At 64.8% G+C, this 24,364-nt stretch carries 29 protein-coding genes and 1 tRNA gene; 7 read left to right on the forward strand and 23 right to left on the reverse strand.

Translation table 11 applies throughout. The features are described from left to right. Positions 1–5: 5 nt before the first annotated feature. From N3C64_RS01215 to fabG, 15 genes are all read right to left on the reverse strand, one after another. The gene (locus tag N3C64_RS01215; RefSeq protein ID WP_260010949.1) at positions 6–419 is read right to left on the reverse strand and encodes a phage major tail protein, TP901-1 family; all 414 of its coding nucleotides are present in this window, start codon (positions 417–419) and stop codon (positions 6–8) included. 71 nt (positions 420–490) lie between these two features. Further along, positions 491–898 carry a DUF3168 domain-containing protein gene (locus N3C64_RS01220; RefSeq protein ID WP_260010950.1) on the reverse strand — a complete coding sequence of 136 codons (408 nt, stop codon included), beginning with the start codon at positions 896–898 and terminating at the stop codon, positions 491–493. Further along, positions 895–1,230: a head-tail adaptor protein gene (locus tag N3C64_RS01225; RefSeq protein ID WP_260010951.1), complete on the reverse strand. Its 336-nt coding sequence runs from the start codon at positions 1,228–1,230 to the stop codon at positions 895–897. Before N3C64_RS01225 ends, N3C64_RS01220 begins: the two co-directional genes overlap by 4 nt. Next, the gene (locus N3C64_RS01230) at positions 1,227–1,820 is read right to left on the reverse strand and encodes a head-tail connector protein (RefSeq protein WP_260010952.1); all 594 of its coding nucleotides are present in this window, start codon (positions 1,818–1,820) and stop codon (positions 1,227–1,229) included. The genes N3C64_RS01225 and N3C64_RS01230 overlap by 4 nt, the downstream gene beginning before the upstream one ends. Positions 1,821–2,003: 183 nt before the next feature. Then, positions 2,004–3,200 (reverse strand): phage major capsid protein, encoded by a 1,197-nt coding sequence (locus tag N3C64_RS01235; protein WP_260011789.1) that lies wholly within the window; start codon positions 3,198–3,200, stop codon positions 2,004–2,006. Between the two features lie 32 nt (positions 3,201–3,232). Beyond that, the gene (locus tag N3C64_RS01240; protein ID WP_218629185.1) at positions 3,233–3,790 is read right to left on the reverse strand and encodes an HK97 family phage prohead protease; all 558 of its coding nucleotides are present in this window, start codon (positions 3,788–3,790) and stop codon (positions 3,233–3,235) included. A 10-nt stretch (positions 3,791–3,800) separates the two neighbouring features. After that, a complete protein-coding gene (locus N3C64_RS01245) occupies positions 3,801–4,034 on the reverse strand; it encodes a GTA head formation protein, RCAP_rcc01685 family (RefSeq protein WP_218629186.1) in 234 nt (77 codons plus the stop codon). 1 nt (position 4,035) lies between these two features. Further along, positions 4,036–5,214: a phage portal protein gene (locus N3C64_RS01250; protein WP_260010961.1), complete on the reverse strand. Its 1,179-nt coding sequence runs from the start codon at positions 5,212–5,214 to the stop codon at positions 4,036–4,038. Positions 5,215–5,305: 91 nt separating this feature from the next. Further along, the gene (locus N3C64_RS01255) at positions 5,306–6,664 is read right to left on the reverse strand and encodes a DNA-packaging protein (RefSeq protein WP_260010964.1); all 1,359 of its coding nucleotides are present in this window, start codon (positions 6,662–6,664) and stop codon (positions 5,306–5,308) included. Beyond that, on the reverse strand, positions 6,603–6,926 hold the full coding sequence (locus tag N3C64_RS01260; protein ID WP_218629189.1) for a hypothetical protein: 324 nt from the start codon (positions 6,924–6,926) through the stop codon (positions 6,603–6,605). Before N3C64_RS01260 ends, N3C64_RS01255 begins: the two co-directional genes overlap by 62 nt. A gap of 208 nt (positions 6,927–7,134) precedes the next feature. Then, the gene (mltG, locus tag N3C64_RS01265) at positions 7,135–8,301 is read right to left on the reverse strand and encodes an endolytic transglycosylase MltG (RefSeq protein WP_260010966.1); all 1,167 of its coding nucleotides are present in this window, start codon (positions 8,299–8,301) and stop codon (positions 7,135–7,137) included. Continuing rightward, on the reverse strand, positions 8,301–9,563 hold the full coding sequence (gene fabF / locus N3C64_RS01270) for a beta-ketoacyl-ACP synthase II (protein ID WP_260010969.1): 1,263 nt from the start codon (positions 9,561–9,563) through the stop codon (positions 8,301–8,303). Before fabF ends, mltG begins: the two co-directional genes overlap by 1 nt. A gap of 106 nt (positions 9,564–9,669) precedes the next feature. Continuing rightward, complete coding sequence (thpR, locus tag N3C64_RS01275; RefSeq protein WP_260010971.1) at positions 9,670–10,242, reverse strand: RNA 2',3'-cyclic phosphodiesterase; 573 nt, start codon at positions 10,240–10,242, stop codon at positions 9,670–9,672. A gap of 65 nt (positions 10,243–10,307) precedes the next feature. Next, positions 10,308–10,541, reverse strand: a complete 234-nt coding sequence (locus N3C64_RS01280) for an acyl carrier protein (RefSeq protein WP_013067402.1) — start codon at positions 10,539–10,541, stop codon at positions 10,308–10,310. A gap of 177 nt (positions 10,542–10,718) precedes the next feature. Next, positions 10,719–11,456: a 3-oxoacyl-ACP reductase FabG gene (gene fabG, locus N3C64_RS01285; RefSeq protein WP_260010974.1), complete on the reverse strand. Its 738-nt coding sequence runs from the start codon at positions 11,454–11,456 to the stop codon at positions 10,719–10,721. A 143-nt stretch (positions 11,457–11,599) separates the two neighbouring features. On the opposite strand from fabG, the gene N3C64_RS01290 reads away from it, so the two are divergent. After that, positions 11,600–12,286, forward strand: coding sequence for a DUF2726 domain-containing protein (locus N3C64_RS01290; protein WP_260010977.1), 687 nt, complete (start codon positions 11,600–11,602; stop codon positions 12,284–12,286). A 45-nt stretch (positions 12,287–12,331) separates the two neighbouring features. On the opposite strand, the gene fabD is transcribed toward N3C64_RS01290, so the two are convergent. Continuing rightward, positions 12,332–13,273 carry an ACP S-malonyltransferase gene (gene fabD, locus N3C64_RS01295; protein ID WP_260010980.1) on the reverse strand — a complete coding sequence of 314 codons (942 nt, stop codon included), beginning with the start codon at positions 13,271–13,273 and terminating at the stop codon, positions 12,332–12,334. 144 nt (positions 13,274–13,417) lie between these two features. Here fabD and N3C64_RS01300 point away from each other — a divergent pair, with 144 nt between their 5' ends. Beyond that, on the forward strand, positions 13,418–14,623 hold the full coding sequence (locus N3C64_RS01300) for a cytochrome b/b6 domain-containing protein (RefSeq protein ID WP_260010982.1): 1,206 nt from the start codon (positions 13,418–13,420) through the stop codon (positions 14,621–14,623). Between the two features lie 70 nt (positions 14,624–14,693). Here the strand turns inward: N3C64_RS01300 and N3C64_RS01305 are convergent, their stop codons facing one another. The 3 genes from N3C64_RS01305 to N3C64_RS01315 all read right to left on the reverse strand — a co-directional run bounded on the left by N3C64_RS01305 (position 14,694) and on the right by N3C64_RS01315 (position 17,267). Then, positions 14,694–15,269: a YceI family protein gene (locus tag N3C64_RS01305; protein ID WP_260011791.1), complete on the reverse strand. Its 576-nt coding sequence runs from the start codon at positions 15,267–15,269 to the stop codon at positions 14,694–14,696. 183 nt (positions 15,270–15,452) lie between these two features. Next, positions 15,453–16,862 carry a type I glutamate--ammonia ligase gene (gene glnA / locus N3C64_RS01310; RefSeq protein WP_218629197.1) on the reverse strand — a complete coding sequence of 470 codons (1,410 nt, stop codon included), beginning with the start codon at positions 16,860–16,862 and terminating at the stop codon, positions 15,453–15,455. A gap of 66 nt (positions 16,863–16,928) precedes the next feature. Further along, positions 16,929–17,267: a P-II family nitrogen regulator gene (locus N3C64_RS01315; protein WP_218629198.1), complete on the reverse strand. Its 339-nt coding sequence runs from the start codon at positions 17,265–17,267 to the stop codon at positions 16,929–16,931. Between the two features lie 174 nt (positions 17,268–17,441). On the opposite strand from N3C64_RS01315, the gene N3C64_RS01320 reads away from it, so the two are divergent. Both N3C64_RS01320 and N3C64_RS01325 read left to right on the forward strand, forming a co-directional pair. Next, complete coding sequence (locus tag N3C64_RS01320; protein WP_260010988.1) at positions 17,442–18,986, forward strand: NAD(P)H-hydrate dehydratase; 1,545 nt, start codon at positions 17,442–17,444, stop codon at positions 18,984–18,986. Between the two features lie 67 nt (positions 18,987–19,053). Further along, a tRNA-Leu gene (locus N3C64_RS01325) sits at positions 19,054–19,137 on the forward strand. A 35-nt stretch (positions 19,138–19,172) separates the two neighbouring features. On the opposite strand, the gene N3C64_RS01330 is transcribed toward N3C64_RS01325, so the two are convergent. Next, entirely contained in the window at positions 19,173–20,018 is an 846-nt protein-coding gene (locus N3C64_RS01330) for a hypothetical protein (protein ID WP_260010990.1), read from the reverse strand. A gap of 255 nt (positions 20,019–20,273) precedes the next feature. Between N3C64_RS01330 and tig the strand changes: the two genes are divergently transcribed. Together tig and N3C64_RS01340 are read left to right on the forward strand one after the other, a co-directional pair. Further along, positions 20,274–21,608 (forward strand): trigger factor, encoded by a 1,335-nt coding sequence (gene tig, locus N3C64_RS01335; protein WP_218629201.1) that lies wholly within the window; start codon positions 20,274–20,276, stop codon positions 21,606–21,608. A gap of 164 nt (positions 21,609–21,772) precedes the next feature. Beyond that, the gene (locus N3C64_RS01340) at positions 21,773–22,366 is read left to right on the forward strand and encodes a hypothetical protein (protein ID WP_260010993.1); all 594 of its coding nucleotides are present in this window, start codon (positions 21,773–21,775) and stop codon (positions 22,364–22,366) included. Between the two features lie 58 nt (positions 22,367–22,424). Here the strand turns inward: N3C64_RS01340 and rplI are convergent, their stop codons facing one another. Genes rplI through rpsF form a run of 3 tightly spaced genes read right to left on the reverse strand, consistent with a single transcriptional unit; the run spans position 22,425 to position 23,626 of the window. Further along, positions 22,425–22,997, reverse strand: a complete 573-nt coding sequence (gene rplI / locus N3C64_RS01345; protein ID WP_218629202.1) for a 50S ribosomal protein L9 — start codon at positions 22,995–22,997, stop codon at positions 22,425–22,427. 12 nt (positions 22,998–23,009) lie between these two features. After that, positions 23,010–23,237, reverse strand: a complete 228-nt coding sequence (gene rpsR, locus N3C64_RS01350; RefSeq protein WP_068765176.1) for a 30S ribosomal protein S18 — start codon at positions 23,235–23,237, stop codon at positions 23,010–23,012. Positions 23,238–23,254: 17 nt separating this feature from the next. After that, positions 23,255–23,626, reverse strand: coding sequence for a 30S ribosomal protein S6 (gene rpsF / locus N3C64_RS01355; protein ID WP_218629203.1), 372 nt, complete (start codon positions 23,624–23,626; stop codon positions 23,255–23,257). Positions 23,627–23,833: 207 nt separating this feature from the next. On the opposite strand from rpsF, the gene N3C64_RS01360 reads away from it, so the two are divergent. Next, complete coding sequence (locus N3C64_RS01360; RefSeq protein WP_260011001.1) at positions 23,834–24,361, forward strand: hypothetical protein; 528 nt, start codon at positions 23,834–23,836, stop codon at positions 24,359–24,361. The last annotated feature ends 3 nt before the right edge of the window (positions 24,362–24,364 follow it).

Genomic DNA, 24,364 nt, shown 5'->3' on the forward strand with positions numbered 1-24,364 from the left:
CTACCTCAGAGTGCCGTGAAGCTAAGCACGCCGGCCGAGGCCATGCTCATCTCGTAGCTGGCCTCACCGTTATGCGCGCCCGCGTATTCCACCGAGGTGATCATGAACGGCCCCTGCACGATGCCGAAATCCGGGATGATGACCTGGAAATCCGGCACCTCGCCGTCGAAAAAGATCTGCCGCGCGCGCTCATCAGTCGCCGCATCCTTGAACACGCCCGAGCCAGAGATCGAGGCCGATCGCACCCCTGCCCCGCCCAGCAATTCGCGCCAGCCGCCCTGGCTTTCCAGCGAGGTCACATCCACCGTTTCCGCATTGAAGCTGATGCGCGTGGCGCGCAGCCCCGCGATGGTCTCGAATTGCCCGCCTCCGTTGAGGTCAAGCTTGATCAGAAGGTCCTTGCCGTTCTGCGCCACCATGGCCGAAGTCTCCTAGATAACGTGAATATTTCTGCCCGGTCGGGGCAAATCCGAAAGCGGGACGGCGGGCCTCAGCCCTCGACCCGCGCGCGGAAGGTCAGATCGATGCGCCGCGTGTTACCCTTCTCGACGCGCCGGGCTTTGGCCCGGACGAACCACAAGGCCACCAGCGCGCCGCGCTCAAGAACCAGCGCCGCATCGCTCAGCGCGTCCGAGATCGCCGCCGCGATCTCCTTGGCTCCATGAAACCCGGCCTCGCCGGTCACGACCGACACGACAAAATCATGCGTGGCGCCCGCGCCGGTCATGTCCGAGGCATCCTGCACATCCTCGGGGCCAAGCGTGACATAGGTCATCGGCGCTTCGCCGGGTGGCACAGCGTCATAGACCGCACCGCCGACTAGGGCCGACACGCCGGGATCGGCCAGCAGGTGCTGATAGACTGCCGCCTGAAGCGCTGCGGAAACCGCGTAGCTCATGCGACCACCTCCTCGCGAGCGAAACAGACCAGATAGCGTTGCGAAGGGTCGGCATCGGCCACGGACAGGATACGAAACACCCGCGCGCCCTCGCGAAACCGCTGATCGGGGCGCGGGCGGCGTGGACTGGTCACCGGGGCCGCGCGCACCACGATCCGATAGGGCACCGAGGCCAGTGTGACCGCCTCGCCGGAGCGCTCATTGCCCGTTCCAGCCGTCACCTGCGCCCAGAGATCGCCAAGGCGCACCCAGTCAAGGCGATGACCACCGCCGCCATCCGGGCTACGCTGCGCCTCTTCCAGAACCAGCTTGCGATTGAGAAACGGGGTCATGCGCGCCCTCCCAGAACCCTCACGGTGCGCCAGCGCTCGATCAACGAAGCGACACCAAACGGCATCGCGTCCTGCCCCGCACCCGCGTCGTGACGACGCTCAAAATATTGCGCGGCGAGCAGCATGACCGCCTGCGCCAGATCGGCCGGAAGCTCATTCCACTCCGCGCCAAACCCTGCAGCAAAACGGATCTCGACCACGCCCCCACGTGGGATCGGCGGCAGGCTGCCCGAGACAGCCTCAAGCCGCGGACGCCCCATATCGGGGACAAGGCGGCACGCTGCGGAAACCTCGGCAATGGCACCTGTGGCGTCGATCATCTGCACCGAATGCAGCGCCCCAACCGGCGCGACGGGCAGCGGCTGGCTGATGCCATCCCGCCAGTCCGAGAGCGTCAGCACAAAATCGCGGGTCAGAAGCGCCTTCGCGATCCGCCCTTCGATCGCCGCGATGGCAGCGCGCAGATAGGCCTCCAGCGCGGCATCCTCCGCCCCGAGATCGGCGAACCCGCTCCCCAGTTGTAGATGGTCGCGAAACGCAGCCATAGGCAGTGCCGCCGCGGCCACCACCGTCACTTCTTTCAACATCATGAAAATACTCCGAAAGTCGCATGGGGCCCCGCGGCGCGCGGCCACGGGGATCGGACGCAGGCCCTCCCGCCGCCGCTCGGACGGAGGGAGCAGCTAGGCGACGACGGTCAAACCCGCGCCCGCCCGAAGCCGGTTTCTCGGCTCAGGGGTGCCCGGTCTCCCGCGCACCCCGCTTCGCGCCCCTTACGAGGCCGCGAATTTCAGCAGCTTGATCGCCGCGAAGTCGCTCACGTCGCCGCCGACACGCTTCGAGGCGTAGAACAGCACATGCGGCTTGGCCGAGAAGGGATCGCGTAGAACGCGCAGATCGGGGCGCTCGGCGATGGTGTAGCCGTTCTTGAAGTCGCCGAAGGCAATTGCTTGAGCACCCGAGGCGATGTCCGGCATGTCCTCGGCGATCAGCACCGGATAACCCATGAGGCGCGCCGGCTCGCCCGCCTGCAGACCGTCCGACCACAGGAAGCGGCCATCGGCGTCCTTCATCTTGCGCACCGCACCGGCGGTTTTCGAGTTCATCACGAAGGTCGCATTGGCGCGGTATTCGGCGTCGAGCGCATAGACGAGGTCCACGATCGCGTCCGAGGCGTTCAGCGCGGCGAAGTCGCCATCGGCGCCGGTCGCCACATAGCCAAGCGAACCCCAGGCCCAAGCGTCATTCGCGACCGACGCATGGTTGAGGAAGCCCGTCGGCTTGTCCACACCGTTGCCATTGACGAAAGCTGCCGCCTCGGCGCGGGCGAACTTGTCCGCGATGCGCCCCGCCAGCCAGCTTTCGATGTCAAAGGCACTGTCGTCGAGCAGTCGCTGCGAGGCCTTCGGCATCGCCGACAGCTCATGCAGCGGGATCGAGATCCGGTCGATCTGCGGCGTGCCCGTCTCGGTCAGCGTCGCGGTCTCGGTCGCCCAACCCGAGCCCATCTCGGTATGATCGACCAGCACGTCGAACGAGGTCGCCTCGACATTAACCACATTCGCGATCTGACGGATCGAGGCGGTGGCCTTTAGCACACCGCGGATCGTCTCGGAGGTCTGCGGGTCCACGAGGTAACCGCCCTCAGCCGAAACCGAGGTGTTCAGCGCCTTGCCTTCCAGCGCAAGGCCACGCAGCGCATCATCATCGCCCGAGCGCAGATAGGCCGCGAAGGCCTTCTGATGCGGCGCCTCTTCGGTGGCGGCGACAGAAAGGGCGGGACGCCCGGCGAAAGTCTTGGTCTGCAGCATGGTCAAACGCTCATCTTGTTGTTGCATCTTCGTCTTCACTTCATCCTGAAAGCTTTTGATCTCTTTCAGGAAACCGGCCAGCGCGGTCTTCACCTCGGTCGCCGGGGCGGGGCCGTCGGACAGACCCGTCCCGGCCCGAGCCTTGCACTCGGTCTTCATCGTCACTCGATCTCCATGGGTATGAGCCGGGCTTATCGCCGGGCCAGTTCCGCCGCAGCGCCGTTCAGCGCTTCGACCATCTCGCGCCAGGTCTCGGGGTCGGGGCTGTCGCCCTTCGCCGCAACCCGCGCTTCGCGAAGCATCGGGAAGGTCACCAGCGAGACCTCCCAAAGCTCCAGTTCCGCAAGCAGCCGCTGGCCCTTTGCGTCTTTCTGGGCGCTGACCGTGCGATAGCCGATCGACAGACCGTCGATCGCCCCCGCACCAATCAGCGCCGCTGCCTCGCGCGCGCGCTCCACATCCAGCAAGAGCCGCCCTTTGACATAAAGCCCACGCGCGTCCTCGCGGATCTCGTCCCACACGCCGATCGGCTGTGCGGGATCGTGCTGCCAGAGCATCTTGACCGAGCCACCACGCGCCCGCAGCCGCTCAAGGCTTCGGGCATAGGCGCCGGGCTGCACGACATCGCCGCCCTGATCGGGAACGCCGTAAAGCGAGGCATAGCCCTCGATCACCGTACCATCGGTAACCTGCACCGCCTCACCCGCCTGAGAGAACTTCAACTCAAGGCCATAATCACTTGTCTTCATGTGCACTTCCCTATTTCGGGGCATATTCCAGAACGCCCTGCACCGCCTGCGTCAGGATCACGGCCACGACCCCGTAAACCGTCATCCACAGCCGCCTCTCCAACCCCTCGATCATCGCCTCGATACGCTCCAGCCGTCTGTCCACCTGGGTGAACTGCAACTCCATGATCCGCTCGGTCGCCTCGAAGCGCTGCTCGTGAACCTCGAACGGCTCCTTGAGAAAACGCGACCCGCCTGCCGCCATCTCACTCCTCCGAGACCGGTGGCAGGCCAAGCAGCGCGCGTTTTTCAGCCGCCGTCAGAAAGGCAGCCTCACCGATGCGCTTCCACTGCGCGTCGCGTTCCGTCGCCAGCGCCGGGATCTGGTCAAGGTCGGGCTTCAACTCGACCACCTCGCCCATGAAACCCGATAGCCACCACGCCACCGCCGCGCTGACCCGCGTCGCAAGCGGCAGCACGGTCAGGCGATAGAACGCCCGGTGCGCCTCAGCATAATTCGCGTAGGTCGCATCGCCGGGGATCCCCAGCAGCATCGGCGGCACACCGAAGGCCACGGCGATCTCGCGCGCCGCGGCGGACTTGGTCTCGTGGAACTCCATGTCCGAGGGGCTGAACCCCATTGGTTTCCAGTCGAGCCCACCTTCCAGAAGCATCGGCCGCCCCGCATTGCGCGCGCCCTGATGATGCGTCTCCATCTCGAAGACCAGCCGGTCATATTGCTCGGGGCTCAGCGTGCCCTGCCCGTCCGAACCCTTGTAGACGATCGCCCCCGAGGGCCGCGCGGCATTGTCCAGCAGCGCCTTCGACCAGGCGCTGGCCGAGTTGTGGACGTCCATCGCCGTTGCCGCCGCCTGCATTGGCGACAGGCCGTAATGGTCGTCCTGCGGATGGAAGCTCTTGATATGGCAGATCGGATCGGGGTGCCCGGTCATGTCAAAACGATGCTTGCGCGCACCCACGGCATATTCATGGGCGACGGGCCAGCCATCCGCGCCGGGCACGACTGACATCCGGTCGGATCGCAGCACGTGCAGCTCGCGCGGCAGGCCGGTTTCCGAGGCGACAGCCTCCAGATAGCCGTTGCCGGTTAGCAGCATCTGACCAAAAAGCGCCTCGAACAGTTCGGCCCGGCCTTGCCCCGCATTCGGACGCCGGATCAGGTCGATCAGCGGGTGCATCTCATAGCGGCGCTCGCTGTCCTGGCAAACGAGCGGCACGGCGGCAGCCGCCTCGGCGATCAGCTTCACGCAGCGAAACCCCACCGGATTGCCGGTAAAGCCGCTGCGGGTCAGGCTGACGGCATCGCGCGGCGACCAGACCACCCGGCCCGCCCCCGATGCCATGGCCACGATCCGCCCTGTGACCGAGGCCTTCTGCTCGGGCGCGCCCTCCGGCTCGGCCTTGCGAAAGAAATTCAAACCCATCCCGTTCTCCTCGTCGCGGCCCGGCCCTGTGGACCCGGCCAAAGAAAAGGGCCGGGAAATCCCGGCCCTTGCGAATGATTGTCTGCCCTGCTCAGAGGCCCCTGACCTGCGGCCGGCGCCAGTGCGCCGAGGGCTCGATGATCAGCTCGGTCAGCGCCCAGACCAGCGCATCCACCCGGTCGGGCGAGCCGCGCCCCTCATAGCCGCGCGTGGTCATGCGGCACATCTGATCCTCCAACGCGCCCAGATGACCGCTTCGAAGGTGGCGCACCCGCCCCTGCTCATACAGTGCCGCGACCGGTTCGGCCCGCGCCGCCTTGCCCCGCGCCGCACGCAGCGCCTTGAACGGCACCAGCGGGTCGATCTGCCGGATCACGCTTTCCACCATGTCGCCGCCCTGGTTGACCTCGGCCACCAGCCGCTCGGCCCCGTATTTCTCCATCGCGCGGATCGCGGCCCGCGCCCAGTCGGTCGGCTTGCCTTGGACCGAGCAATCCTCAAGCACCACCGCGCGCCAGTCCTGCACCGGCCCGCGCGTCACCGCGCCGACGACCACGATCCCACATTCGTCTGATGCGCTTCCCCCCGTCACCGATGGGTCCAGCGCCACCACGATCCGGTCCATCTCGGGGGCCGAGGCGATCCGCGCCTCCTCCAGGCCTGCCGTTGTCCAAAGCGCCCCCTCGACATCGTCGAGCAGCACGCCCTCCAACTCCTGCCGACCGAGCCGGGTGCCCGCATAGCGCGCCTGCACCTCCTCAAGGAACGAGGCCGCCAGATAGGCCCGGTTCGCCTCGGTCGGGGCATGGGTCACCACGGTCGAGGGGTTGTTCAGGATCGCCTTCAACACGCCGACATTGCGTGGCGTCGTCGTGACGACCTGCTGGGGATGATCGCCGAGCCGCAGCGCGAATTGCAGCATGTCCCACGTCTCCTCGGCCTTCTTCCACTTGGCCAGCTCGTCCGCCCAGGCCGCATCGAACTGCGGGCCTCGCAGCGCCTCGGGCTCATGCGCCGAGAACGCCTGCGCGGTCGCGCCATTGGGCCAGACGAGGCGCCGTCGCGTCGCCTCCCACTCGGGCCGACGGTCGGGGGGCGAGCACGCCATGATCCCGCTGTCGCCAAAGATCATCACGTCGCGCACCTGATCGAAGGTCTCTCCCACCAGCGCCACGCGATGCGCCCTGCCGGGGTCGAGCGGGCACGCGCCTTCCACCTGCGCGCGCACCCACTCGGCCCCGGCCCGCGTCTTGCCCGCACCGCGCCCGCCCATGATAACCCAGCTTTTCCAGGCTCCCTGCGGCGGCAACTGATGCGGCAGCGCCCAGAACTCGAACATCCATGGCAGGGCCAGAAGCGCGTTGTCCTCCAGCCCGTCCAGAAACGCGTCAACATCCTCCGGCGTCGCGGAGGCGAGCCAGGCGGCGCCCGATCTCAGATCGGGCTGCATCGAAGTCGAGCGCATGATCTCGGACGACCCCGGCAACCTGTTTGCGGAGTTTTTCAACCCGTGTCCTTTCATCCATTACCATCTGGAAGGCGATGCGAAGATCCTTGACCGCCTGCATGGCAGCCTTGGCATCCGACACCTCGCCCTGGCGAACCCCCCGCATCGCCAGCGCCAGCTCTTCGGCCACTTCCCGATAAAGAGTTTCCGTTTCCTTCAGCAGATCCACTGAAGGGCCTTCCCCACCCGAGAAAGTCATATCCATGTGCTACAGAACCCGCTCCTCATGCCTGTTCCGCACGAGCGAAATGAAAAAGCGCCGACGGTTACCCGCGGCGCTTGCCCACTTCTCCTAGCATGACATATTTCTATCGTAGGGCGTTCTGTAAGTCAAGCACTAAATCTATGGTTGTTCTCGAACCCCAGGAAAAAGGCCCGCCAAGAACTCGGCAGGCCCATTTTTATTTGCAATATCAGTTGCCTGAGCCTTGCGATTTCTGCTGGCGCTCGATCTCGCGCCAGCGTGCGACGTTGCGGTTATGCTCATCCAGCGTCTCGGCAAAGGCATGCCCGCCGGTGCCATCGGCCACGAAGAACAGATACCGAGTCGAATCCGGGTTCAGTGCCGCTTCAATCGCCGCCCGGCCGGGGTTGCAGATCGGCCCCGGCGGCAGCCCCGCCACCACATAGGTGTTATAGGGCGTCTCGCGATTCAACTCGGACTGGCGCAGACCACGGCCCAACACGCCCTTGCCCTCGGTCACGCCATAGATCACGGTCGGGTCGGTTTGTAGCTTCATCCCCTGATCGAGGCGGTTGACGAAGACACTCGCCACCTGACGCCGCTCTTCCGGCACACCGGTTTCCTTCTCGACAATCGAAGCCATCACCAACGCCTCTTCCGGCGTCTCGTAAGGCAGCCCCGAGGCCCGGTTCTCCCATGCGGCGGCCAGAATGGCGGACTGGCGCTTAGCCATCTCATTGAGCAGTCCGGCGCGGTCAGCACCACGGCGCACCTCATAGCTGTCCGGCGCCAGCGTGCCCTCGGCAGGAACCTTGGCAACCTCACCCTTGAGGAAATCCGCAGACTTGAGCGCCTCGACCACCTGCCAGCTGGTCACACCCTCCGCCAGCGTGATGCGCAGTCGCACGTCGGCCTTGCTTGCCGCCTCGTCGAAGCCTTCGGGCTTCGCCTCGGCCACCGGGTCGAACTTGGCCTTCTCGACATATTGCCCCGAGGCCGCGTCCAACTCGCGCAGGATCAGTTGCTGCGCGTTCACGCCGATGCGCAGGTTCAACTCGGTCCCGCAGGTCGACGGCCCGCCGGCGGTAATCTGCTCGATGATGTCCTGCATCGAAGAGCCCGGCTCGATCAGATACGACCCGAACTTGAGCGACCCGCTCTTGCCTTCATAATCCGCGCCCGCGCGGAAAATGTAGCCCGACGCGATCGCCCCCTGCGCCAGCAGATCCTGAGACACGCGGCCGAAGGTCGCGTTCTGCTCAACGCGCAGGCACACGCCCTGCGTCAATGGCCCCGACCCCTCATATTGCTGCTTGGCCCAGGCAACCAGCCCGGCAACCCCCACCAACACGACGATCAGCAGGGTCAGAAAGTTCGAGACAATATTGCGCCACATCAGCTGGCGACCTTGCCCAGCACGAGGCTCGCATTGGTGCCGCCAAAGCCGAAGCTGTTCGACAGGGCCACGTTGATCTCGCGTTTGACGGCCTTGTTCGGCGCCAGGTCAAGCTTGGGCTCTACCGCCGGGTTGTCGAGGTTCAGCGTCGGTGGCGCGATCTGGTCACGCAGCGCGAGGATGCAGAAAATCGCCTCAACCGCGCCCGCAGCCCCCAGAAGGTGCCCGATGGATGACTTGGTCGAGCTCATCGTGGCTTTGGCGGCGGCATTGCCCATCAGGCGCTCCACCGCGCCCAGTTCGATCGTATCGGCCATGGTCGAGGTGCCATGCGCGTTGATGTAGTCGATCGCATCCGGGGTCAGGCCCGCACGCTCGATCGCCGCTTTCATCGAGCGGAAACCACCATCGCCATCCTCCGCCGGGGCCGTGATGTGATAGGCGTCGCCCGACAGGCCGTAGCCCAGAACCTCGGCGTAGATCTTGGCGCCACGCGCCTTGGCGTGCTCGTATTCTTCCAGCACCACGACGCCCGCGCCCTCGCCCATGACGAAGCCATCGCGGTCGGCGTCATAGGGACGGCTGGCCTTGGTCGGCTCATCGCCGCGCTTGGTCGAAAGCGCCTTGCAGGCGTTGAAGCCCGCGATCCCGATTTCCGAGATCGGGCTTTCCGCACCACCCGCGACCATGACATCGGCATCGCCCAGCATGATCAGGCGGGCAGCATCGCCAATCGCGTGCGCGCCGGTCGAACAGGCCGTGACCACCGCGTGGTTCGGGCCCTTGAAGCCGAAACGGATCGACACCTGACCCGAGATCAGGTTGATCAGCGAGGCTGGGATGAAGAACGGGCTCACCCGCTTGGGGCCTTTTTCCCTGATCAACAGGGCGGTCTCGGCAATCGTCGAAAGCCCGCCGATGCCGGAACCGATCATCACGCCGGTGCGCAGGCGGTTTTCCTCGTCCTCGGGCATCCAGCCCGAATCTTGCACGGCCTGAACCGCCGCCGCGATCCCGTAAAGGATGAATTCATCGACCTTGCGCTGCTCTTTCGGCTCCATCCAGTCATCCGGATTGAACGTGCCGTTCGAACCATCGCCCCGCGGCACTTCGCAGGCATATTTCGTGGTGACGTTCGACGCGTCGAACCTTGTGATCGGACCGGCGCCGGACTCCCCGGCAATGAGCCGCGCCCAGGTCTCTTCGACCCCGCAAGCCAACGGCGTGACCAGCCCCAGACCCGTGACGACTACACGACGCATCCTCGACCTCTTTGGTTAATCCTCCGATCCCGTTCTGATACACGGCCAAAACGGGGGGTGCAACGTCAAGGAGCCTCGCGTTTTAACGGATCGGCATTGCTCCCGATTATTCCTCGGCCCAATCCGACCCGGGCAGATCGCCAAGCGGGTATTCCGCCAGACGGTCATAACGTGGCCCATGGGGATCGAGCGTCGAGCGATAGAGCACGAATTCCCCCACTGCGAATCCCGGCAATGTGAAATCGGCCGAGGCCTCCAGGAAGCGGCCAAGCCGCAATTCCTCGGCAGGGCCATAGGCGCGACCAAAGCGCGCAAGGGTCACATGCGGCCGAAAACGTCGCCGCGCCAGATCAATCCCGACAGCACGCGCCGCCGCCGCCACATGGCGCTGCAAGGCCTCAAGCGGCGGGTTTTTGCGCAGGCCGACAAAGACCAGATCGGGGCGCGCGCGGTCCATCACATCCGCCCCCGCTAGTTCCAGCACCAGAGGCTGCGTGGGAATGGCGGCCAGTTCCTCATCCAGCGCCTGCGCCTCGGCCAGACTGATCTCGCCCAGAAACGCCAGCGTCAGGTGCAGGTTCTCCTCGGCCACCGCCCGGCCGCAGCCCAACAGGGTTTGCAGCGCGACAATAGGCGCCACCGCCTCTTCCGGCATCGGAATCGCCACGAAAGCCCGCATTTACACCCCGGAATGCAAAACGGCGCCCACAAGGGGGCGCCGTCGAAAACCTATCCGAAATCGGATCAGGCGGCTTCGGTGATGAACTTCACCGCGTCGCCAAAGGTCTGGATGGTCTCAGCAGCGTCGTCCGGGATCTCGATGCCGAACTCTTCTTCGAAGGCCATAACCAGCTCGACGGTGTCGAGGCTGTCGGCGCCCAGATCGTCGATGAACGAGGCGGTCTCGGTGACCTTGTCCTCTTCAACGCCCAGGTGCTCCACGACGATCTTCTTCACGCGATCAGCGATGTCGCTCATGTCATTTCCTCAGTTTGAGGGCCTCTGCCCGTCCCTAGTTCTAGCTCGTTCGAGCGGCTTGATGCGCCCCGCACAGCGAGGCAGCCGAAAGGCTGGGTCAGCCCCCGGCCCGTCCTAGCCGCTAATATCTACAGTCTTCCCGCAAGGCAAGCCGTTTTGCAGCCTCGGGGCATCTGGTCACACCATGGCCATGCCGCCGTTGACGTGCAAAGTGGCACCGGTCACATAGCCCGCCTCAGGGCTGGCCAGATAGAGAACCGCTGCCGCGATTTCCTCGGGCGCGCCCATGCGGCCTGCCGGGATCTGCGTCAGGATCTTGGATTTCTGGTCGTCGTTGAGCTTGTCAGTCATCGCGGTGGCGATGAAACCGGGCGCCACGCAGTTCACGGTGATGCCCCGGCTTGCGACCTCATAGGCCAGCGATTTCGACATACCCACCATGCCTGCCTTGGCGGCAGCGTAGTTGCCCTGACCGGGGTTGCCCGTCGCGCCCACGACCGAGGTGATGTTGATGATCCGGCCCCAACGCGCCTTCATCATGCCGCGCAGCACGCCACGCATCAGCCGGAAGGAGGAGGTCAGGTTGACCTCCAGAACCGACTGCCATTCCTCATCCGACATGCGCATGAACAGGTTGTCGCGCGTGATGCCTGCATTGTTGACCAGAATGTCCAGCCCGCCCATCGCCTCGATGGCGGCCTTGGGCAGCGCCTCGACCGAGGCCGCGTCACTCAAGTTCGCGGGCACAACAAAGGCGCGCTCGCCCAATTCGGCGGCCAGCGCCTCCAGCGGCTCGACCCGCGTGCCCGACAGCGCGACCTTGGCGCCTGCGGCATGCAGCGCTTTGGCGATCTCGGCGCCGATACCACCCGAAGCGCCGGTCACCAGCGCCGATTTCCCAGTCAGATCAAACATGGTCGTCCCTCAGGTTAACTTTGCGCCTCAATAGCAGCGATCCGGCCTTCCTGCCAGCCACCGGGCGCATCTTTCCGCGCACGGCCATAAATTCGCCACCTTGGCCGCCTATTGAAGTGCGAACAGGCAAGCGACCGAAAACCATGGCGAACACCGACATCCTCGCACAGACTGAAATCCCGATGGACCCGTTCGCCGCGGTGATCGAGAACCTCATGAGTTCCGCGCAGATCCCGCTGACGCTGGTCGCGCTGGCCGCCTTGCCGCTTCTGTTCAAGATGCTGACGAACCGATCAAAAAGCTCTTATCAAGAACGCGACTACGGGCATGAGACGCTGGCCAAGCTGGCCGCGATGCAGCCCGATCCGCAACGCCTTGTCGTGAACAACGGCTACCGCGTCGTGCCGCTTCTGAACCGGCTTGAGGCGCGGGTGTTGCCGATGCTCGAAAAGATCGCGCGCGAAATGGGCGAAGGCCACCGCGTTCTGGCGCAAGTCGCGCTGTCGCAGGTGGTTCATGCCGTCTCCCCCGATGGCACCGAGGACACGTTCTCAGACGCCAACAAGGCGCTGGCGGGCGAGCATCTCGATCTCGCCCTGCTCGACCGGCGCGGCTTTGTGGTGGCCGCGATCGAATGCCACGCGACCACCGAAGTTCCGAGCGACTTCCAGATCTCGCGCAGTCAAGCCAAGCGCGATGCGCTGGCCAAGGCGGGCCTCAAGCTGATCGACCTGCCCCCCGAGGCCGACGAGGCCCTAGTCCGCCTGCGTCTGGCCGAGATGACCGCTCTGCCCGTGCGCCCCGCGCAGCCGCGCATCGTCAGCGCATGAAAAAGGCGGGGCCGAAGCCCCGCCCTGCCATCATTTGATCGGGCCTCAGCCCTTGAGCGCAGCGATATCCTCGGGCGCGCCCACGTTCTTTTGCACGGTTTCCTTGGCGATGCGCTTGACCATGCCCGACAGCGCCTTGCCCGCGCCGATCTCCCAGAACTCGGTCACGCCCTGACCCACCATCCACAGCACGCTCTCGCGCCAGCGGACCGAGCCGGTGACCTGCTCGATCAGCAACTGACGGATCACCTCGGGGTCGCTCACCGCCTCGGCGCGCACGTTGGCCACGACCGGCACGACAGGCGCCGCAATCTGCACCGAGGCCAGGGCCTCGGCCATCTTGTCGGCGGCGGGCTGCATCAGCGCGCAATGGAACGGTGCCGAGACCGGCAGCATCAGCGCGCGTTTGGCACCGGCCGCCTTGGCAATCTCGACCGCGCGCTCAACCGCAGCCTTATGGCCCGAGACCACAACCTGCGCGGGATCGTTATCGTTGGCAGCCTGACAGACCTCCTGCCCCGTGCCAGCGGCCGCGGCTTCGCCCGCGATCCGCGTTGCGGTCTCGAAATCCAGACCCAGCAGCGCGGCCATCGCGCCTACACCCACCGGAACCGCCGATTGCATCGCCTCGCCACGGATCCGCAGCAGCTTGGCCGTGTCGGTCACGCTCAGTGCGCCCGCCGCGCAAAGCGCCGAGTATTCCCCGAGCGAATGCCCCGCCACGAATGCCGCGTCCTTGACCGAGAAGCCCTCGGCCTCCAGCGCGCGCAGCGCCGCGATCGAGGTGGCCATCAGCGCGGGCTGCGCATTGGCCGTCAGGGTCAGCGTTTCGATCTCGCCTTCCCAGATCAGGCTCGACAGGCTCTCGCCCAGGGCGGCGTCCACCTCATCAAAGACCGCCTTGGCGGCGGGATAGGCTTCGGCCAACGCCTTGCCCATACCGATGGTCTGCGCGCCCTGTCCGGGGAATACGAATGCTCGGCTCATGGCTTCCTCCACATTGTGCTTGCCTCGGTCTAGCGTGACCCGAGGGCACTGACAACAACCTGCGCACAGAGTCTGTGCGCCTGTCCGCGTGGTTCATGCGCGCGCGCAGACCTATGGTCTGGGGAAAGTTCACACGAGGCCCCCATGCTGACCAACACCTCCCACAGCTACGGCTCGGTTGCCCGGATCTTCCACTGGCTCACCGCGCTTCTGATCCTGTCCGCGATCGGCCTAGGGCTATATGCCGAGGACCTGCCACGCGATACCGACGCCGCCGTCGCCACGCTTGTCACGATTTATTCCGCGCACAAGACCATCGGCGTTGCCGCCTTCTTCACCGCGCTTGCCCGCATTCTCTGGTCGCTTGCACAGCCCAAACCCGTGCCGCTGCACCCCGAGCGCCGGGCCGAGACCTTCGCGGCCGAGCTGATCCACTGGGCGCTTTACGGCGCGATGCTGATCATGCCGCTCTCGGGCTGGATCGGCCACGCAGCGCAGGCGGGCTTTGCCCCGATCCTGTGGCCCTTCGGCCAGACCCTGCCCTTCGTGCCGCAATCGACCGATGTCGCCCATCTGTTCGAGGGCATCCACAAGCTCTCGGCCCTTGTCCTTTACGCTGCGATCGGTCTGCACGTTCTCGGCGCGCTCAAGCACGTGATCATCGATCGCGATGCGACCATGGCACGGATGACGCGCGGCACCCCGGCGGGCGAAGGCCGCGTGGCACATGGCGCAGGCGCGCCCTTGGCCGCGGTGGCCATTTGGGCCGCCGTGATCGGCAGCGCGTTGCCCCTTCCCGCCGGACCTGAACGCCTTGACGGCCCCGCCCCCGTCGCACAAAACCAGCCCTCCGGGAACTGGCAAGTCAGCGAGGGCACGCTTGGTTTCACCGTTCAGCAGATGGGCGCGGTGGTCGACGGCTCCCTGCCCGCCTGGACCGCGCAGATCGACTATGACGAGGCCAGCGGCACCGGCACCGTCACCGTGCAGATCGACACGACGCAACTCACCCTCGGCTCGGTCACCGATCAGGCCAAGGGGGCGGAGTTCTTCGACACCGCCACCTTCCCCATTGCCACCTTCACAGCCGATCTGACCCGCACCGAAGGCCGCGCGCATGAGGCCACCGGCACCCTGACCCTGCGCGGCGCCTCGGTTCCGCTCACCCTGCCCTTTGCGCTGAGCATCGCAGGCGATCAGGCCACCATGACCGGTGAGGCCGTGCTTGACCGCCGCGCCTTCGGCATGGGCGAAAGCTATCCCGACGAAAGCAGCGTGGGCTTTCGCGTCACCGTGCAAGTCACGCTTAGCGCGACACGCCAGCCCGCTTCGGCAGCTCTCGACGCCTGACGCCACGCCTTCATAAAGAAAAACGGCCGCCGGAGCGATCCGGCGGCCGTTTCGATTTAATGGGCGGGGCTTATTCCGCCTTCATGGCCTCGATCGAGATCGCGATCTGAACCTCATCCGAGACGTAGGGCGCAAACATGCCCATGTCGAAGTCCGAGCGCTTGATCTCGGTGGTGGCATTGAAGCCGACCCACGGCTTTTTCTCCATCGGATGCTCGCCCATCTGGGTCATCTCGGCATCCAGCACGACCGATTTGGTCACGCCATTGATGGTCAGATCGCCGGTGATCTTGCCGGTCTTCTCGCCGGTCACCTCGATTCCGGTCGATTTGAACGAGATCTCCGGGCTCGCTTCGGCGCCGAAGAAGTCCTCGGTCAGGAAGTGCTGCGTGCGCGCATCCCAGCCGGTGAAGAGCGAGGCGGTCGGGAAGCTCACTTCAACCGACGAGGCTGCCGGGTCTTCCGCATCGAACTGGATCGTGCCCTCAAAGCCCGAGAACATGCCCGTCGTGGTCGAGAACCCCAGGTGCGTGTAGTCGAACACGATCTGGCTGTGGCTCGGGTCGAGGGTGTAGGTCGCGGGTGCCGCAGCGACGGCGGAGGCAAGACCAAAGGCAAGGCCGGCGGCAAGCAGAACGGATTTCATCGCGGGGGGTACTCCTGTCATGGCGATTTCAGCGGTGAAGATGCCCACCACAGGCCCCGGTCTCAATTCCACACGCCCCAACAGAGTCTGTGCGCAGACGCAGATCACGTTCGCGCCAGACCGACCCGCAGAAAGCAAAAAGGGCGCCCGTCCGGGCGCCCTTTCCGTTGATTTTCCAATCCCTTAGCAGGAGTAGTACATCTGGTACTCGACCGGGTGGGGGGTGTGCTCGTAAGCGTAAACCTCTTCCCACTTCAGCGACATGTAGCCCTCGATGAGGCCCTTGGTGAACACGTCGCCCGCGAGCAGGAAGTCGTGATCCGCTTCCAGCGACTCGAGCGCCTCACGCAGCGAACCGCAAACGGTCGGGATCGCGGCCAGTTCTTCCGGCGGCAGGTCGTAGAGGTCCTTGTCCGAAGCCGGGCCCGGATCGATCTTGTTCTTGATGCCGTCGAGACCAGCCATCATCAGTGCCGCAAAGCACAGATAGGGGTTCGCAGCCGGATCGGGGAAACGGGCTTCGACGCGCTTGGCCTTCGGCGACTCGGTCCACGGAATACGGACGCAACCCGAGCGGTTGCGGGCCGAGTAGGCGCGCAGAACCGGGGCTTCGAAGCCCGGGATCAGTCGCTTGTACGAGTTGGTCGAGGGGTTGCTGAAGGCGTTCAGGGTCTTGGCGTGCTTGAGAATGCCACCGATGAACCACAGCGCTTCCTGCGACAGGTCAGCATACTTGTCACCCGCGAACAGCGGCTTGCCGTCTTTCCAGATCGACATGTTCACGTGCATACCCGAGCCGTTGTCGCCCTTCATGGGCTTCGGCATGAAGGTCACGGTCTTGCCGTAGGCGTGGGCCACGTTGTGGATCACGTACTTGTACTTCTGGATGTTGTCGGCCTGCTCGACCAGACCACCGAAGATCATGCCGAGTTCGTGCTGACAGGTCGCCACTTCGTGGTGGTGCTTGTCGACCTTGATGCCCATGCGCTTCATGGTCGAGAGCATCTCGCCACGCAGGTCCTGGGCTTCGTCGACCGGGTTCACCGGGAAGTAGCCGCCCTTGTGGCCGGCGCGGTGCGCAAGGTTGCCCATCTCGATGGCGGCGTCGGTGTTCCAGGCGGCGGCTTCCGCGTCGATCTGGTACGACACTTTGGCCGGGGTGACCGAGTAGCGCACGTCGTCGAAGATGAAGAATTCAGCTTCCGGCCCGAAATAGGCGGTGTCACCGATACCCGAGGACTTCAGGTAGGCCTCAGCCTTGAGGGCGACCTGACGCGGGCAGCGGTCATAGGCCTCGCCGGTATCCGGCTCGACGACGACGCAGTGCACGCACAGGGTCTTTTCGGCGTAGAAGGGGTCGATATAGACCGACGAGGCATCCGGGATCAGCTTCATGTCGGACTGGTCGATCGATTTCCAGCCAGCGATCGACGAACCGTCGAACATGAAGCCTTCTTCGAAGAAGTCTTCGTCGACGAGGTCGGCGATCAGCGTCACGTGCTGCAGTTTGCCGCGCGGGTCGGTGAAGCGGACGTCGACGTATTCAACGTCTTCCGCCTTCATCAGGTCGAGAGCTTTTTTAACTGCGCTCATTGCTACTTACCCTTTCGTTGAGCATGGGTTTACCGGGCCCCGGCAGGCCCGTATTCGTATGAATTCTCAGACCGCGTCGTCGCCGGTTTCGCCGGTGCGGATGCGGATGGCCTGTTCGACAGGCGAAATGAAGATCTTGCCGTCGCCGATTTTCTCGGTCCGGGCGGCCGAGACGATGGCCTCGATAGCTGCATCGACCAGCTCATCGGGCAGGACCATCTCGATTTTCACTTTGGGCAGAAAGTCCACGACATATTCGGCGCCACGGTAGAGCTCGGTATGGCCCTTCTGACGGCCGAAGCCCTTCACCTCGATCACAGAAAGCCCCTGGATCCCCGCTTCCTGAAGTGCTTCTTTCACCTCATCCAGCTTGAAGGGCTTGATGATCGCTTCAACCTTTTTCATGTAGTCGACTCCCCCCATCAGGTCTTGCCGAGACCCTCTGACCACTTTCCACAAGGGCCCGCAATCGGCTAGCTTGGCGGGGTGTCCCGAGGGTCGGGAATTCGGCATACATTGCCCAATTTTTGTGCAGTTAGCGTGAAGTTGCAGCAGAATGAAAACAATTAGAGCGATCGCATGAGTGAAATTCTGAGCAGCGCCCAAATGCGCGGCATCGAGCAACAAGCCATCGCCAGCGGCGCCGTCACCGGTCTTGAGCTTATGGAACGCGCCGGGGCTGGCGTTGTTGCGCAGATCGCCACCGCCTTCCCTGATCTGAGCCCCTCAACGGCCGCGATCCTGTGCGGGCCGGGCAACAATGGCGGGGACGGTTTCGTCATTGCACGCCTGCTGCAACAGCGCGGATGGGCAATCGCGCTTTACCTTCTGGGCGATCCCGCCCGCCTGCCCCCCGACGCGCGCACTAATCATGACCGCTGGCTAAAGACAGGCCCGGTGCATCTCTGGGACGATCGGCAGATCGGGGATCGGCTTGGCGCGATGACCTCGGGCCTTGTGGTGGATGGCGTATTCGGCACCGGTCTGACCCGCCCCATGCCGCCCGACACGACACACACATCGCAGGCCCTCGACGCCCTTCGGCATCGCACGCCCTCCGGCCGCCCACGCGTCGTCGCCGTCGATATCCCAAGCGGCATCAGCGCGGATTCCGGCGCCAATCTCGGGGGCGCGTTCTGGGCCGACCTGAGCGTTTCATTCCATCGCGCGAAATGGGGGCACTACCTTGAACCCGCGGGCTTGCCCGAGGGGGGCGCGGCCTGCTGCGGGCAGGTCGCCGTCGTGGACATAGGCCTGCCGCAAGATCCCGCCCCGGACTCGGTTCAGCTTGTCGCGCGTCCGGCGGTCTTTCTTGGCAAGAGCGCGCAGGGGCATAAATACGGCCATGGCCATGCGCTTGTGCTCTCGGGTGGCGCAGGCAAGGGCGGCGCCGCGCGTCTGGCGGCGCGGGCCGCGCTGCGCGTGGGTGCCGGGCTCGTCACCATCGCCGCGCCGCAACCAGCCATCGCCGAGTACGCCGCGCAGCTCAATGCGATCATGCTGACCGCCCTGCCCGACGGCTACAGCCTGCGCGGCCTCTTGCAGGACGCGCGCCTGAATGCGCTCTGCCTCGGCCCCGGCCTTGGCCAATCGCGCGCACAGGATCTGGTGCCCGCCGCCCTGTGGGGCCGCCGCGCCACCGTGCTTGACGCCGATGCCCTCAGCGCCTTTGCCGAAGACCCGCCCGTGCTGTTCGGGCAGTTGCATGACAAGGTCGTCCTGACCCCGCATATGGGCGAGTTCCGCCGCCTCTTCCCCGATCTGGCGGAGCGGCTACATACCCCCGGTTATCCCAAGATCGAGGCGGCGCGCGCGGCCGCAGCCCGCGCGGGCTGCGTGGTGCTGCTCAAGGGCCCGGACACCGTCATCGCCGACCCAAGCGGTCGCGCGGCGCTGCACGCGGCCACCGGTGCGAATGCAGCGCCCTGGCTTGCCACGGCGGGCTCGGGCGATGTGCTGGCCGGAATCATCGCAGGGCTGATGGCGCGCGGCTTTGCGCCGTTCGAGGCCGCGACGAGCGGCGCCTGGCTTCACGCCGCCGCCGCGCGCGCCTTCGGCCCAGGGTTGATTGCCGAAGATCTCCCAGAAATGCTGCCGCAAGTCTTCCGCGATCTGGGTCTCTGAGCGGCGCAAAAGATTTTTCGCAAGGCCCCTACCCTGCGCCGCGCGGTCTTGCTAAAAGGCGCGCGTTGCGGGTGTGGCGGAACTGGTAGACGCACCAGATTTAGGTTCTGGCGCCTATGGCGTGGGGGTTCGAGTCCCTTCACCCGCACCACTTTGCAATCCCGACATCTTTCCGCGCGATGCGCGTCAGATCCGGCCCTTCAGGGCCTGTTCCATGTCGAAGACAGTCGCACGCAGCGGCGCGTCATCCACGCGCAAAAGCCCCTCGTTGCCGCGCCGGATGTCGATCACGCAATACATTGTCGTGGCCATGAACAGCGCGAGCGAGAACAACCGCCATGTCATCGGGTTGCCGACCATGCCCACGTTGTTTCCCAACAGGAACAGCGACACCATGATCGACAGATAGACGACCAGCTGCATGAAGCTGGCAAGCGGCACCGACAGCGTCGCCATCCGATAAAGATGCGCATCAAGCACATCGTTGACCGCCCCCGCCACGAAGCCCTTCAGCGGCGCCGGGAACGGATCTTGCGTGCCTTTCAGCGTCAGCGGCCATAGCTTCGCCTGCGCCTGAAGGCTGCGATCGACGAAGGCATGAACGTCAGCGATCTTGGTGGTCGAAGTGCCCTTCGGCACAACGCGCGAGCGCCCATAGTCCAGCAGTGCCACCTGCAACTCAGTGCGAACGGGCTCTTCAAGGTAATCCGCGCGCAAGAAGGCCGTGCCGATCACGGCGGCCTCATCGGTGATCGAACCCTTGATCGACTGGGCCACCGTCAGCGCATTGCCGAAGGTGAATGCCAGCAGCAAACCAAGCAGCGCCATGAAGGCGCCAAGCGTGGCATCGCTGAGAAACGGCTCGACGCCCATACCCTCGGCCAGCAACCGCGTGCGCCGCCGACGCCCAAGCGTATGCCCCGCCCAGATTGCCAGAGGCGGGGTCAGGCCAAGCAGCAGCAGGACTTGCCAAAGGGTGAACGCCGAAACGGTGATCTCGCCGAAAAGCCCGGCGGCGGTGGTCGGTTCCAATCTGCACTCCGAATTGACGAAACGCGCCTGTCTGCTCGCTATTCTTAAAGGCATCGGAGCGCAAATCGAGAGGGATCATCCCCTTGCACGCGTGGCAATCCGCCGCTGTGCCCTTGCAGGCACAGCCGCCTCGCGCAATGGGTGCCGGATCGCGCCTTTTCACCTTGCCACCAAGGCCCGCGATCAATAGAAGGGCGGCTGAAATTGACGGACATGGCCGCGCCAACGCGCGGCCTTAGACACAGAGGAAACCCCATGCAGGTCACCGAGACCCTCAACGAAGGCCTCAAGCGCGGCTACACGATCACCATCACCGCTGCTGAACTCGACGAGAAAGTCACCGCGAAGCTTCTCGAAGCCCAACCCGAAGTCGAGATGAAGGGCTTCCGCAAGGGCAAGGTTCCGCTGGCGATGCTGCGCAAGACCTTCGGCGACCGCGTTCTGGGCGACGCGATGCAGGAAGCCGTCGATGGCGCGATGTCGGAGCATTTCGAGAAGTCCGGCGATCGCCCCGCGATGCAGCCGAAGATCGAAATGGAAGGCGGCGATAGCTGGAAGCCGGGCAACGACGTGGTCGTGACCGTGGCCTACGAAGCCCTGCCGGCGATCCCGGAAGTCGATCTGTCGGGCATCAAGCTTGAGCGCATGGTCGTCAAGGCCGGCGACGACGCCGTGACCGAGGCGCTGGCGAACCTCGCCAAGACCGCGCAGAACTTCGAAAAGCGCCGCAAGGGCTCGAAAGCCAAGGACGGCGATCAGGTCGTGATCGACTTCGAAGGTTTCGTGGACGGTGAGGCCTTCGAAGGCGGCAAGGGCGAGGACTACCCGCTCGTGCTCGGCTCGGGCTCGTTCATCCCCGGCTTCGAGGATCAACTCGTCGGCGCCAAGGAAGAGGAAGCCGTCGAAGTCAAGGTGAGCTTCCCCGAGCAGTACGGTGCGGCGCATCTTGCTGGCAAGGAAGCCCTGTTCAAGTGCACCGTCAAGGAAGTCCGCGGCCCGAAAGAGGCCGAGATCGACGACGAGCTGGCCAAGAAATTCGGCGCCGAGGATCTCGCTGCGCTGAAAGGCCAGATCGCTGAGCGTCTCGAGGCTGAATATGTCGGCGCCGCCCGCGCGGTTCTCAAGCGCGGCCTGCTCGACCAACTCGACGCTGCCGTCAAGTTCGACCTGCCCCCGTCGCTGGTCGATGCCGAGGCCGCCTCGATCGCGCACCAGCTGTGGCACGAAGAGAACCCCGAGGTTCACGACCACAACCACGGCTCGATCGAACCGACCGATGAGCACAAGAAACTGGCCGAGCGCCGCGTGCGCCTGGGTCTGCTGCTGGCCGAACTTGGCCGCAAGCAGGAGATCGAGGTCACCGACGCCGAGTTCACCCAGGCCGTGCTGAACCAGGCGCGCCAGTATCCGGGCCAGGAACGCGCCTTCTTCGAATTCGTGCAGCAGAACCCGCAGATGCAACAGCAGCTGCGCGCGCCGATCTTCGAAGACAAGGTTGTCGACTACGTCGTCAGCGGCGCCGAAGTGGCCGACAAGGAAGTCTCGAAAGAAGACCTCCAGAAGGCCATCGAAGCCCTGGACGAGATGTAAGATTTCCCCACCGGGAAACGGAAGAACCGCCCTTCGGGGCGGTTTTTTCATTTGTGACAGGGCCTAACCTGCTGTTCCCCACGGCATTGCCGCGACTCGCCCAAAGGCGCAGACTGATCGGCATGGCGGCACGAAACGCCGCCCGGGAGAGGGAGGATATTCTGATGTCTGCGAACAGGATCACCAGTACCGTTCTGGCCATTGTGCTGGCCACGCCATTCTCTGCTTTGGCAGATGACTACGATCTCGACGCGCTCAGGGCCGCGACCGCGAAATACAAGGATGTGAACGTAGCCCTCGCCGAGGGCTTCATCCCCGACCCTTCGGGCCATTGCGTTTCGGCTGCGGCCGAGGGGCTGCCTGCCGAATGGGGCGGAATGGGGATCCACTATCTCAATCCGGCGGCCCTGCAGATCACCGGGGCCGAGCCGCGCGTTGACGGCATGAGCACCCATACCGACTTCATGAAACCGGCGATCCTGCTTTATGAGCCGCAGGCCGACGGCAGTCTCGAACTGGTTGGCATCGAGAACCTAGTCTTCGAGGCGGCCTGGAAAGCAGCGGGGCATGACGGTCCGCCGATGATCAACGGCCGCATGTGGGATCACATGGCCGACAACCCCGACACGGCGGGCGACGAGGCGCATGGATTCATGCCGCATTACGACCAGCACGTCTGGCTGTTCCGCGAGAACCCGGCCGGGACGCTGACGCCGTTCAATCCGAACGTCACCTGCGACCATCACAGCCACGGCTGACACAAACGAAAACCGCGCCCCGATGGGGCGCGGCTCGCAGCTTGCGCTGTAAGGTCGATTATTCTTCGTCGCCAGCGGCAGCGCCGACTTCGTCGAAGAGTTCCGCGATCTCGAATTCGGCTTCGGCTTCGGCTTCGGCAGCGAGTTCCTGGATCGACTTGCCCGAAGCTTGCAGCTCGGCTTCCTCGGCCGAACGCGCAACGTTCAGAACGATGGTCACGTCGACTTCCGGGTGCAGGACAACGTGCACTTCGTGCAGGCCGAGGTCCTTGATCGGAGCTTTGAGAGCAACCTGCTTCTTGTCCACCGAGAAGCCGGCGGCGGTGGCGGCCTCGGCGGCGTCACGCGGGGTGACCGAGCCGTAGAGCGCGCCGGCGTCCGAAGCCGAGCGAATCACGATGAACTGCTGGCCACCAAGCTTCGCGGCCAGAGCGTCGGCCTCTTTCTTGGTTTCCAGGTTGCGGGCTTCGAGCTGGGCCTTGCGGGTCTCGAACGAAGCGATGTTGGCTTCGTTGGCGCGCAGCGCCTTGCCCTGCGGCAGCAGGAAGTTGCGGGCGTAGCCGTCCTTGACGTTCACGACCTCGCCCATCTGGCCAAGCTTGGCCACACGTTCCAGAAGGATGACTTGCATGGGTCTGGCTCCTTACTTCACGGCGTAGGGCAGCAGGGCGAGGAAACGCGCGCGCTTGATGGCACGGGCGAGTTCACGCTGCTTCTTGGCCGAAACGGCGGTGATGCGGGCGGGCACGATCTTGCCACGCTCGGAGATGTAGCGCTGCAGCAGACGCACATCTTTGTAGTCGATTTTCGGCGCGTTTTCACCCGAGAACGGGCACACCTTGCGACGACGGAAAAACGGTTTGTTCGCCATGGGTTATGCTCCTCGGATCAACGGCGCTCGCGGCGTTCGCCGCGCTCGGGACGGCCTTCACGGTCGTCGCGCTTCTGCATCTGCACCGAGGGGCCTTCCTCGTGCGCTTCGACCTTGACGGTCAGAACGCGCATGACGTCGTCGTGCAGGCGGGCCAGACGCTCCATCTCCTGCACGGCCGCCGACGGGGCGTTGGTGCGCAGGTAGGCGTAGTGGCCCTTGCGGTTCTTGTTGATCTTGTAGGCCATGGTCTTCACGCCCCAGTACTCGCTCTCAACGACTTTACCGCCGTTGTCCGCGAGGACGGTCGAGAAGTGTTCGACAAGGCCTTCGGCCTGCGCGTTGGACAGGTCCTGACGCGCGATGAGGACATGCTCGTAAAGCGGCATGTGTGCTCCTGTTTTGCTCAGGCGGCTTCATAGGTGGGGTCTGAAACTTCCGCGACCCACCACGAGAGGCTCCGCCGGTTCATACGAATACGGAAGTCCGCGCGTTATAGGCGATTGGGCGGGCGATGCAAGGGCTCGTTTGTGCCGAGGCGAATTGCCCTGCCCGCCGCTCTGGCCTAAGCAGGACGAAACAGACCGAGGACACCGATGGCACGCTTCCTGATCCTTCTGCAAGAGGTCGTCTCCCAGGCCGGGCTGATCGTTCTGGCCGGGATCGCGGCCTATCTGCTGACGCTTTTTGCCGCCGATGCGCTGCCGCTGGTCACCGGCCATGGCGCGCCCGGCTCGGCCCGCGCCTGGATCGAGCTGCCCCGCGCGATGCTCGGAACCGAGCTTCTGGCCGCCTTTGCGGGCCTTTGGTGCCTGCTGGCGCTTGGCCTGCCGCGCAACCCGATCTTCGTGCAGATCACCGATGTGCTGGCCGAGGGGATGGTCTTCGTCATCGGTATCGCGGTTGGCATCGTGCTGACCGGCGCGCTTGGCGATATCTGGGCGGGCGCACCGCTGCGACGCGAGCTGGCCTCGGTGTGGCTGCCGCTACTGCGTTACGCCGTCCTTGCCTGCGCGCTTCTGTGGCTGCCGGGGTACTTGGCGCGCGGCAGCTTTCCGTTGTGGGTGCGCGCAGCCAGCCTGATCGCAGTGCTGGCTATCGCGTTCCTTGTCTACGCGGACTAAGTC

Source organism: Sedimentimonas flavescens (genome assembly GCF_025154035.1).
In the GTDB taxonomy this organism is placed as follows: Bacteria; Pseudomonadota; Alphaproteobacteria; order Rhodobacterales; family Rhodobacteraceae; genus Rhodobacter; species Rhodobacter flavescens.

Excerpts from the sequence above, each read along its gene's own strand:
- N3C64_RS01225 (WP_260010951.1), bottom strand. The coding sequence starts at position 1,230 with ATGACCCCGTTTCTCAATCGCAAGCTGGTTCTGGAAGAGGCGCAGCGT.
- rplI (WP_218629202.1), bottom strand. The coding sequence starts at position 22,997 with ATGCAAGTCATCCTTCTGGAACGTGTGGCCAAGCTTGGCCAGATGGGC.
- thpR (WP_260010971.1), bottom strand. The coding sequence starts at position 10,242 with ATGCGGGCTTTCGTGGCGATTCCGATGCCGGAAGAGGCGGTGGCGCCT.
- N3C64_RS01280 (WP_013067402.1), bottom strand. The coding sequence starts at position 10,541 with ATGAGCGACATCGCTGATCGCGTGAAGAAGATCGTCGTGGAGCACCTG.
- N3C64_RS01250 (WP_260010961.1), bottom strand. The coding sequence starts at position 5,214 with ATGGGTTTGAATTTCTTTCGCAAGGCCGAGCCGGAGGGCGCGCCCGAG.
- mltG (WP_260010966.1), bottom strand. The coding sequence starts at position 8,301 with ATGTGGCGCAATATTGTCTCGAACTTTCTGACCCTGCTGATCGTCGTG.
- N3C64_RS01290 (WP_260010977.1), top strand. The coding sequence starts at position 11,600 with ATGGCGAACACCGACATCCTCGCACAGACTGAAATCCCGATGGACCCG.
- N3C64_RS01300 (WP_260010982.1), top strand. The coding sequence starts at position 13,418 with ATGCTGACCAACACCTCCCACAGCTACGGCTCGGTTGCCCGGATCTTC.
- glnA (WP_218629197.1), bottom strand. The coding sequence starts at position 16,862 with ATGAGCGCAGTTAAAAAAGCTCTCGACCTGATGAAGGCGGAAGACGTT.
- N3C64_RS01340 (WP_260010993.1), top strand. The coding sequence starts at position 21,773 with ATGTCTGCGAACAGGATCACCAGTACCGTTCTGGCCATTGTGCTGGCC.
- N3C64_RS01305 (WP_260011791.1), bottom strand. The coding sequence starts at position 15,269 with ATGAAATCCGTTCTGCTTGCCGCCGGCCTTGCCTTTGGTCTTGCCTCC.
- N3C64_RS01235 (WP_260011789.1), bottom strand. The coding sequence starts at position 3,200 with ATGAAGACCGAGTGCAAGGCTCGGGCCGGGACGGGTCTGTCCGACGGC.
- N3C64_RS01220 (WP_260010950.1), bottom strand. The coding sequence starts at position 898 with ATGAGCTACGCGGTTTCCGCAGCGCTTCAGGCGGCAGTCTATCAGCAC.
- rpsR (WP_068765176.1), bottom strand. The coding sequence starts at position 23,237 with ATGGCGAACAAACCGTTTTTCCGTCGTCGCAAGGTGTGCCCGTTCTCG.
- N3C64_RS01315 (WP_218629198.1), bottom strand. The coding sequence starts at position 17,267 with ATGAAAAAGGTTGAAGCGATCATCAAGCCCTTCAAGCTGGATGAGGTG.
- N3C64_RS01320 (WP_260010988.1), top strand. The coding sequence starts at position 17,442 with ATGAGTGAAATTCTGAGCAGCGCCCAAATGCGCGGCATCGAGCAACAA.
- N3C64_RS01360 (WP_260011001.1), top strand. The coding sequence starts at position 23,834 with ATGGCACGCTTCCTGATCCTTCTGCAAGAGGTCGTCTCCCAGGCCGGG.
- N3C64_RS01230 (WP_260010952.1), bottom strand. The coding sequence starts at position 1,820 with ATGATGTTGAAAGAAGTGACGGTGGTGGCCGCGGCGGCACTGCCTATG.
- N3C64_RS01215 (WP_260010949.1), bottom strand. The coding sequence starts at position 419 with ATGGTGGCGCAGAACGGCAAGGACCTTCTGATCAAGCTTGACCTCAAC.
- N3C64_RS01245 (WP_218629186.1), bottom strand. The coding sequence starts at position 4,034 with ATGGCGGCAGGCGGGTCGCGTTTTCTCAAGGAGCCGTTCGAGGTTCAC.
- fabF (WP_260010969.1), bottom strand. The coding sequence starts at position 9,563 with ATGCGTCGTGTAGTCGTCACGGGTCTGGGGCTGGTCACGCCGTTGGCT.
- N3C64_RS01260 (WP_218629189.1), bottom strand. The coding sequence starts at position 6,926 with ATGGATATGACTTTCTCGGGTGGGGAAGGCCCTTCAGTGGATCTGCTG.
- fabG (WP_260010974.1), bottom strand. The coding sequence starts at position 11,456 with ATGTTTGATCTGACTGGGAAATCGGCGCTGGTGACCGGCGCTTCGGGT.
- N3C64_RS01255 (WP_260010964.1), bottom strand. The coding sequence starts at position 6,664 with ATGCAGCCCGATCTGAGATCGGGCGCCGCCTGGCTCGCCTCCGCGACG.
- tig (WP_218629201.1), top strand. The coding sequence starts at position 20,274 with ATGCAGGTCACCGAGACCCTCAACGAAGGCCTCAAGCGCGGCTACACG.
- fabD (WP_260010980.1), bottom strand. The coding sequence starts at position 13,273 with ATGAGCCGAGCATTCGTATTCCCCGGACAGGGCGCGCAGACCATCGGT.
- rpsF (WP_218629203.1), bottom strand. The coding sequence starts at position 23,626 with ATGCCGCTTTACGAGCATGTCCTCATCGCGCGTCAGGACCTGTCCAAC.
- N3C64_RS01240 (WP_218629185.1), bottom strand. The coding sequence starts at position 3,790 with ATGAAGACAAGTGATTATGGCCTTGAGTTGAAGTTCTCTCAGGCGGGT.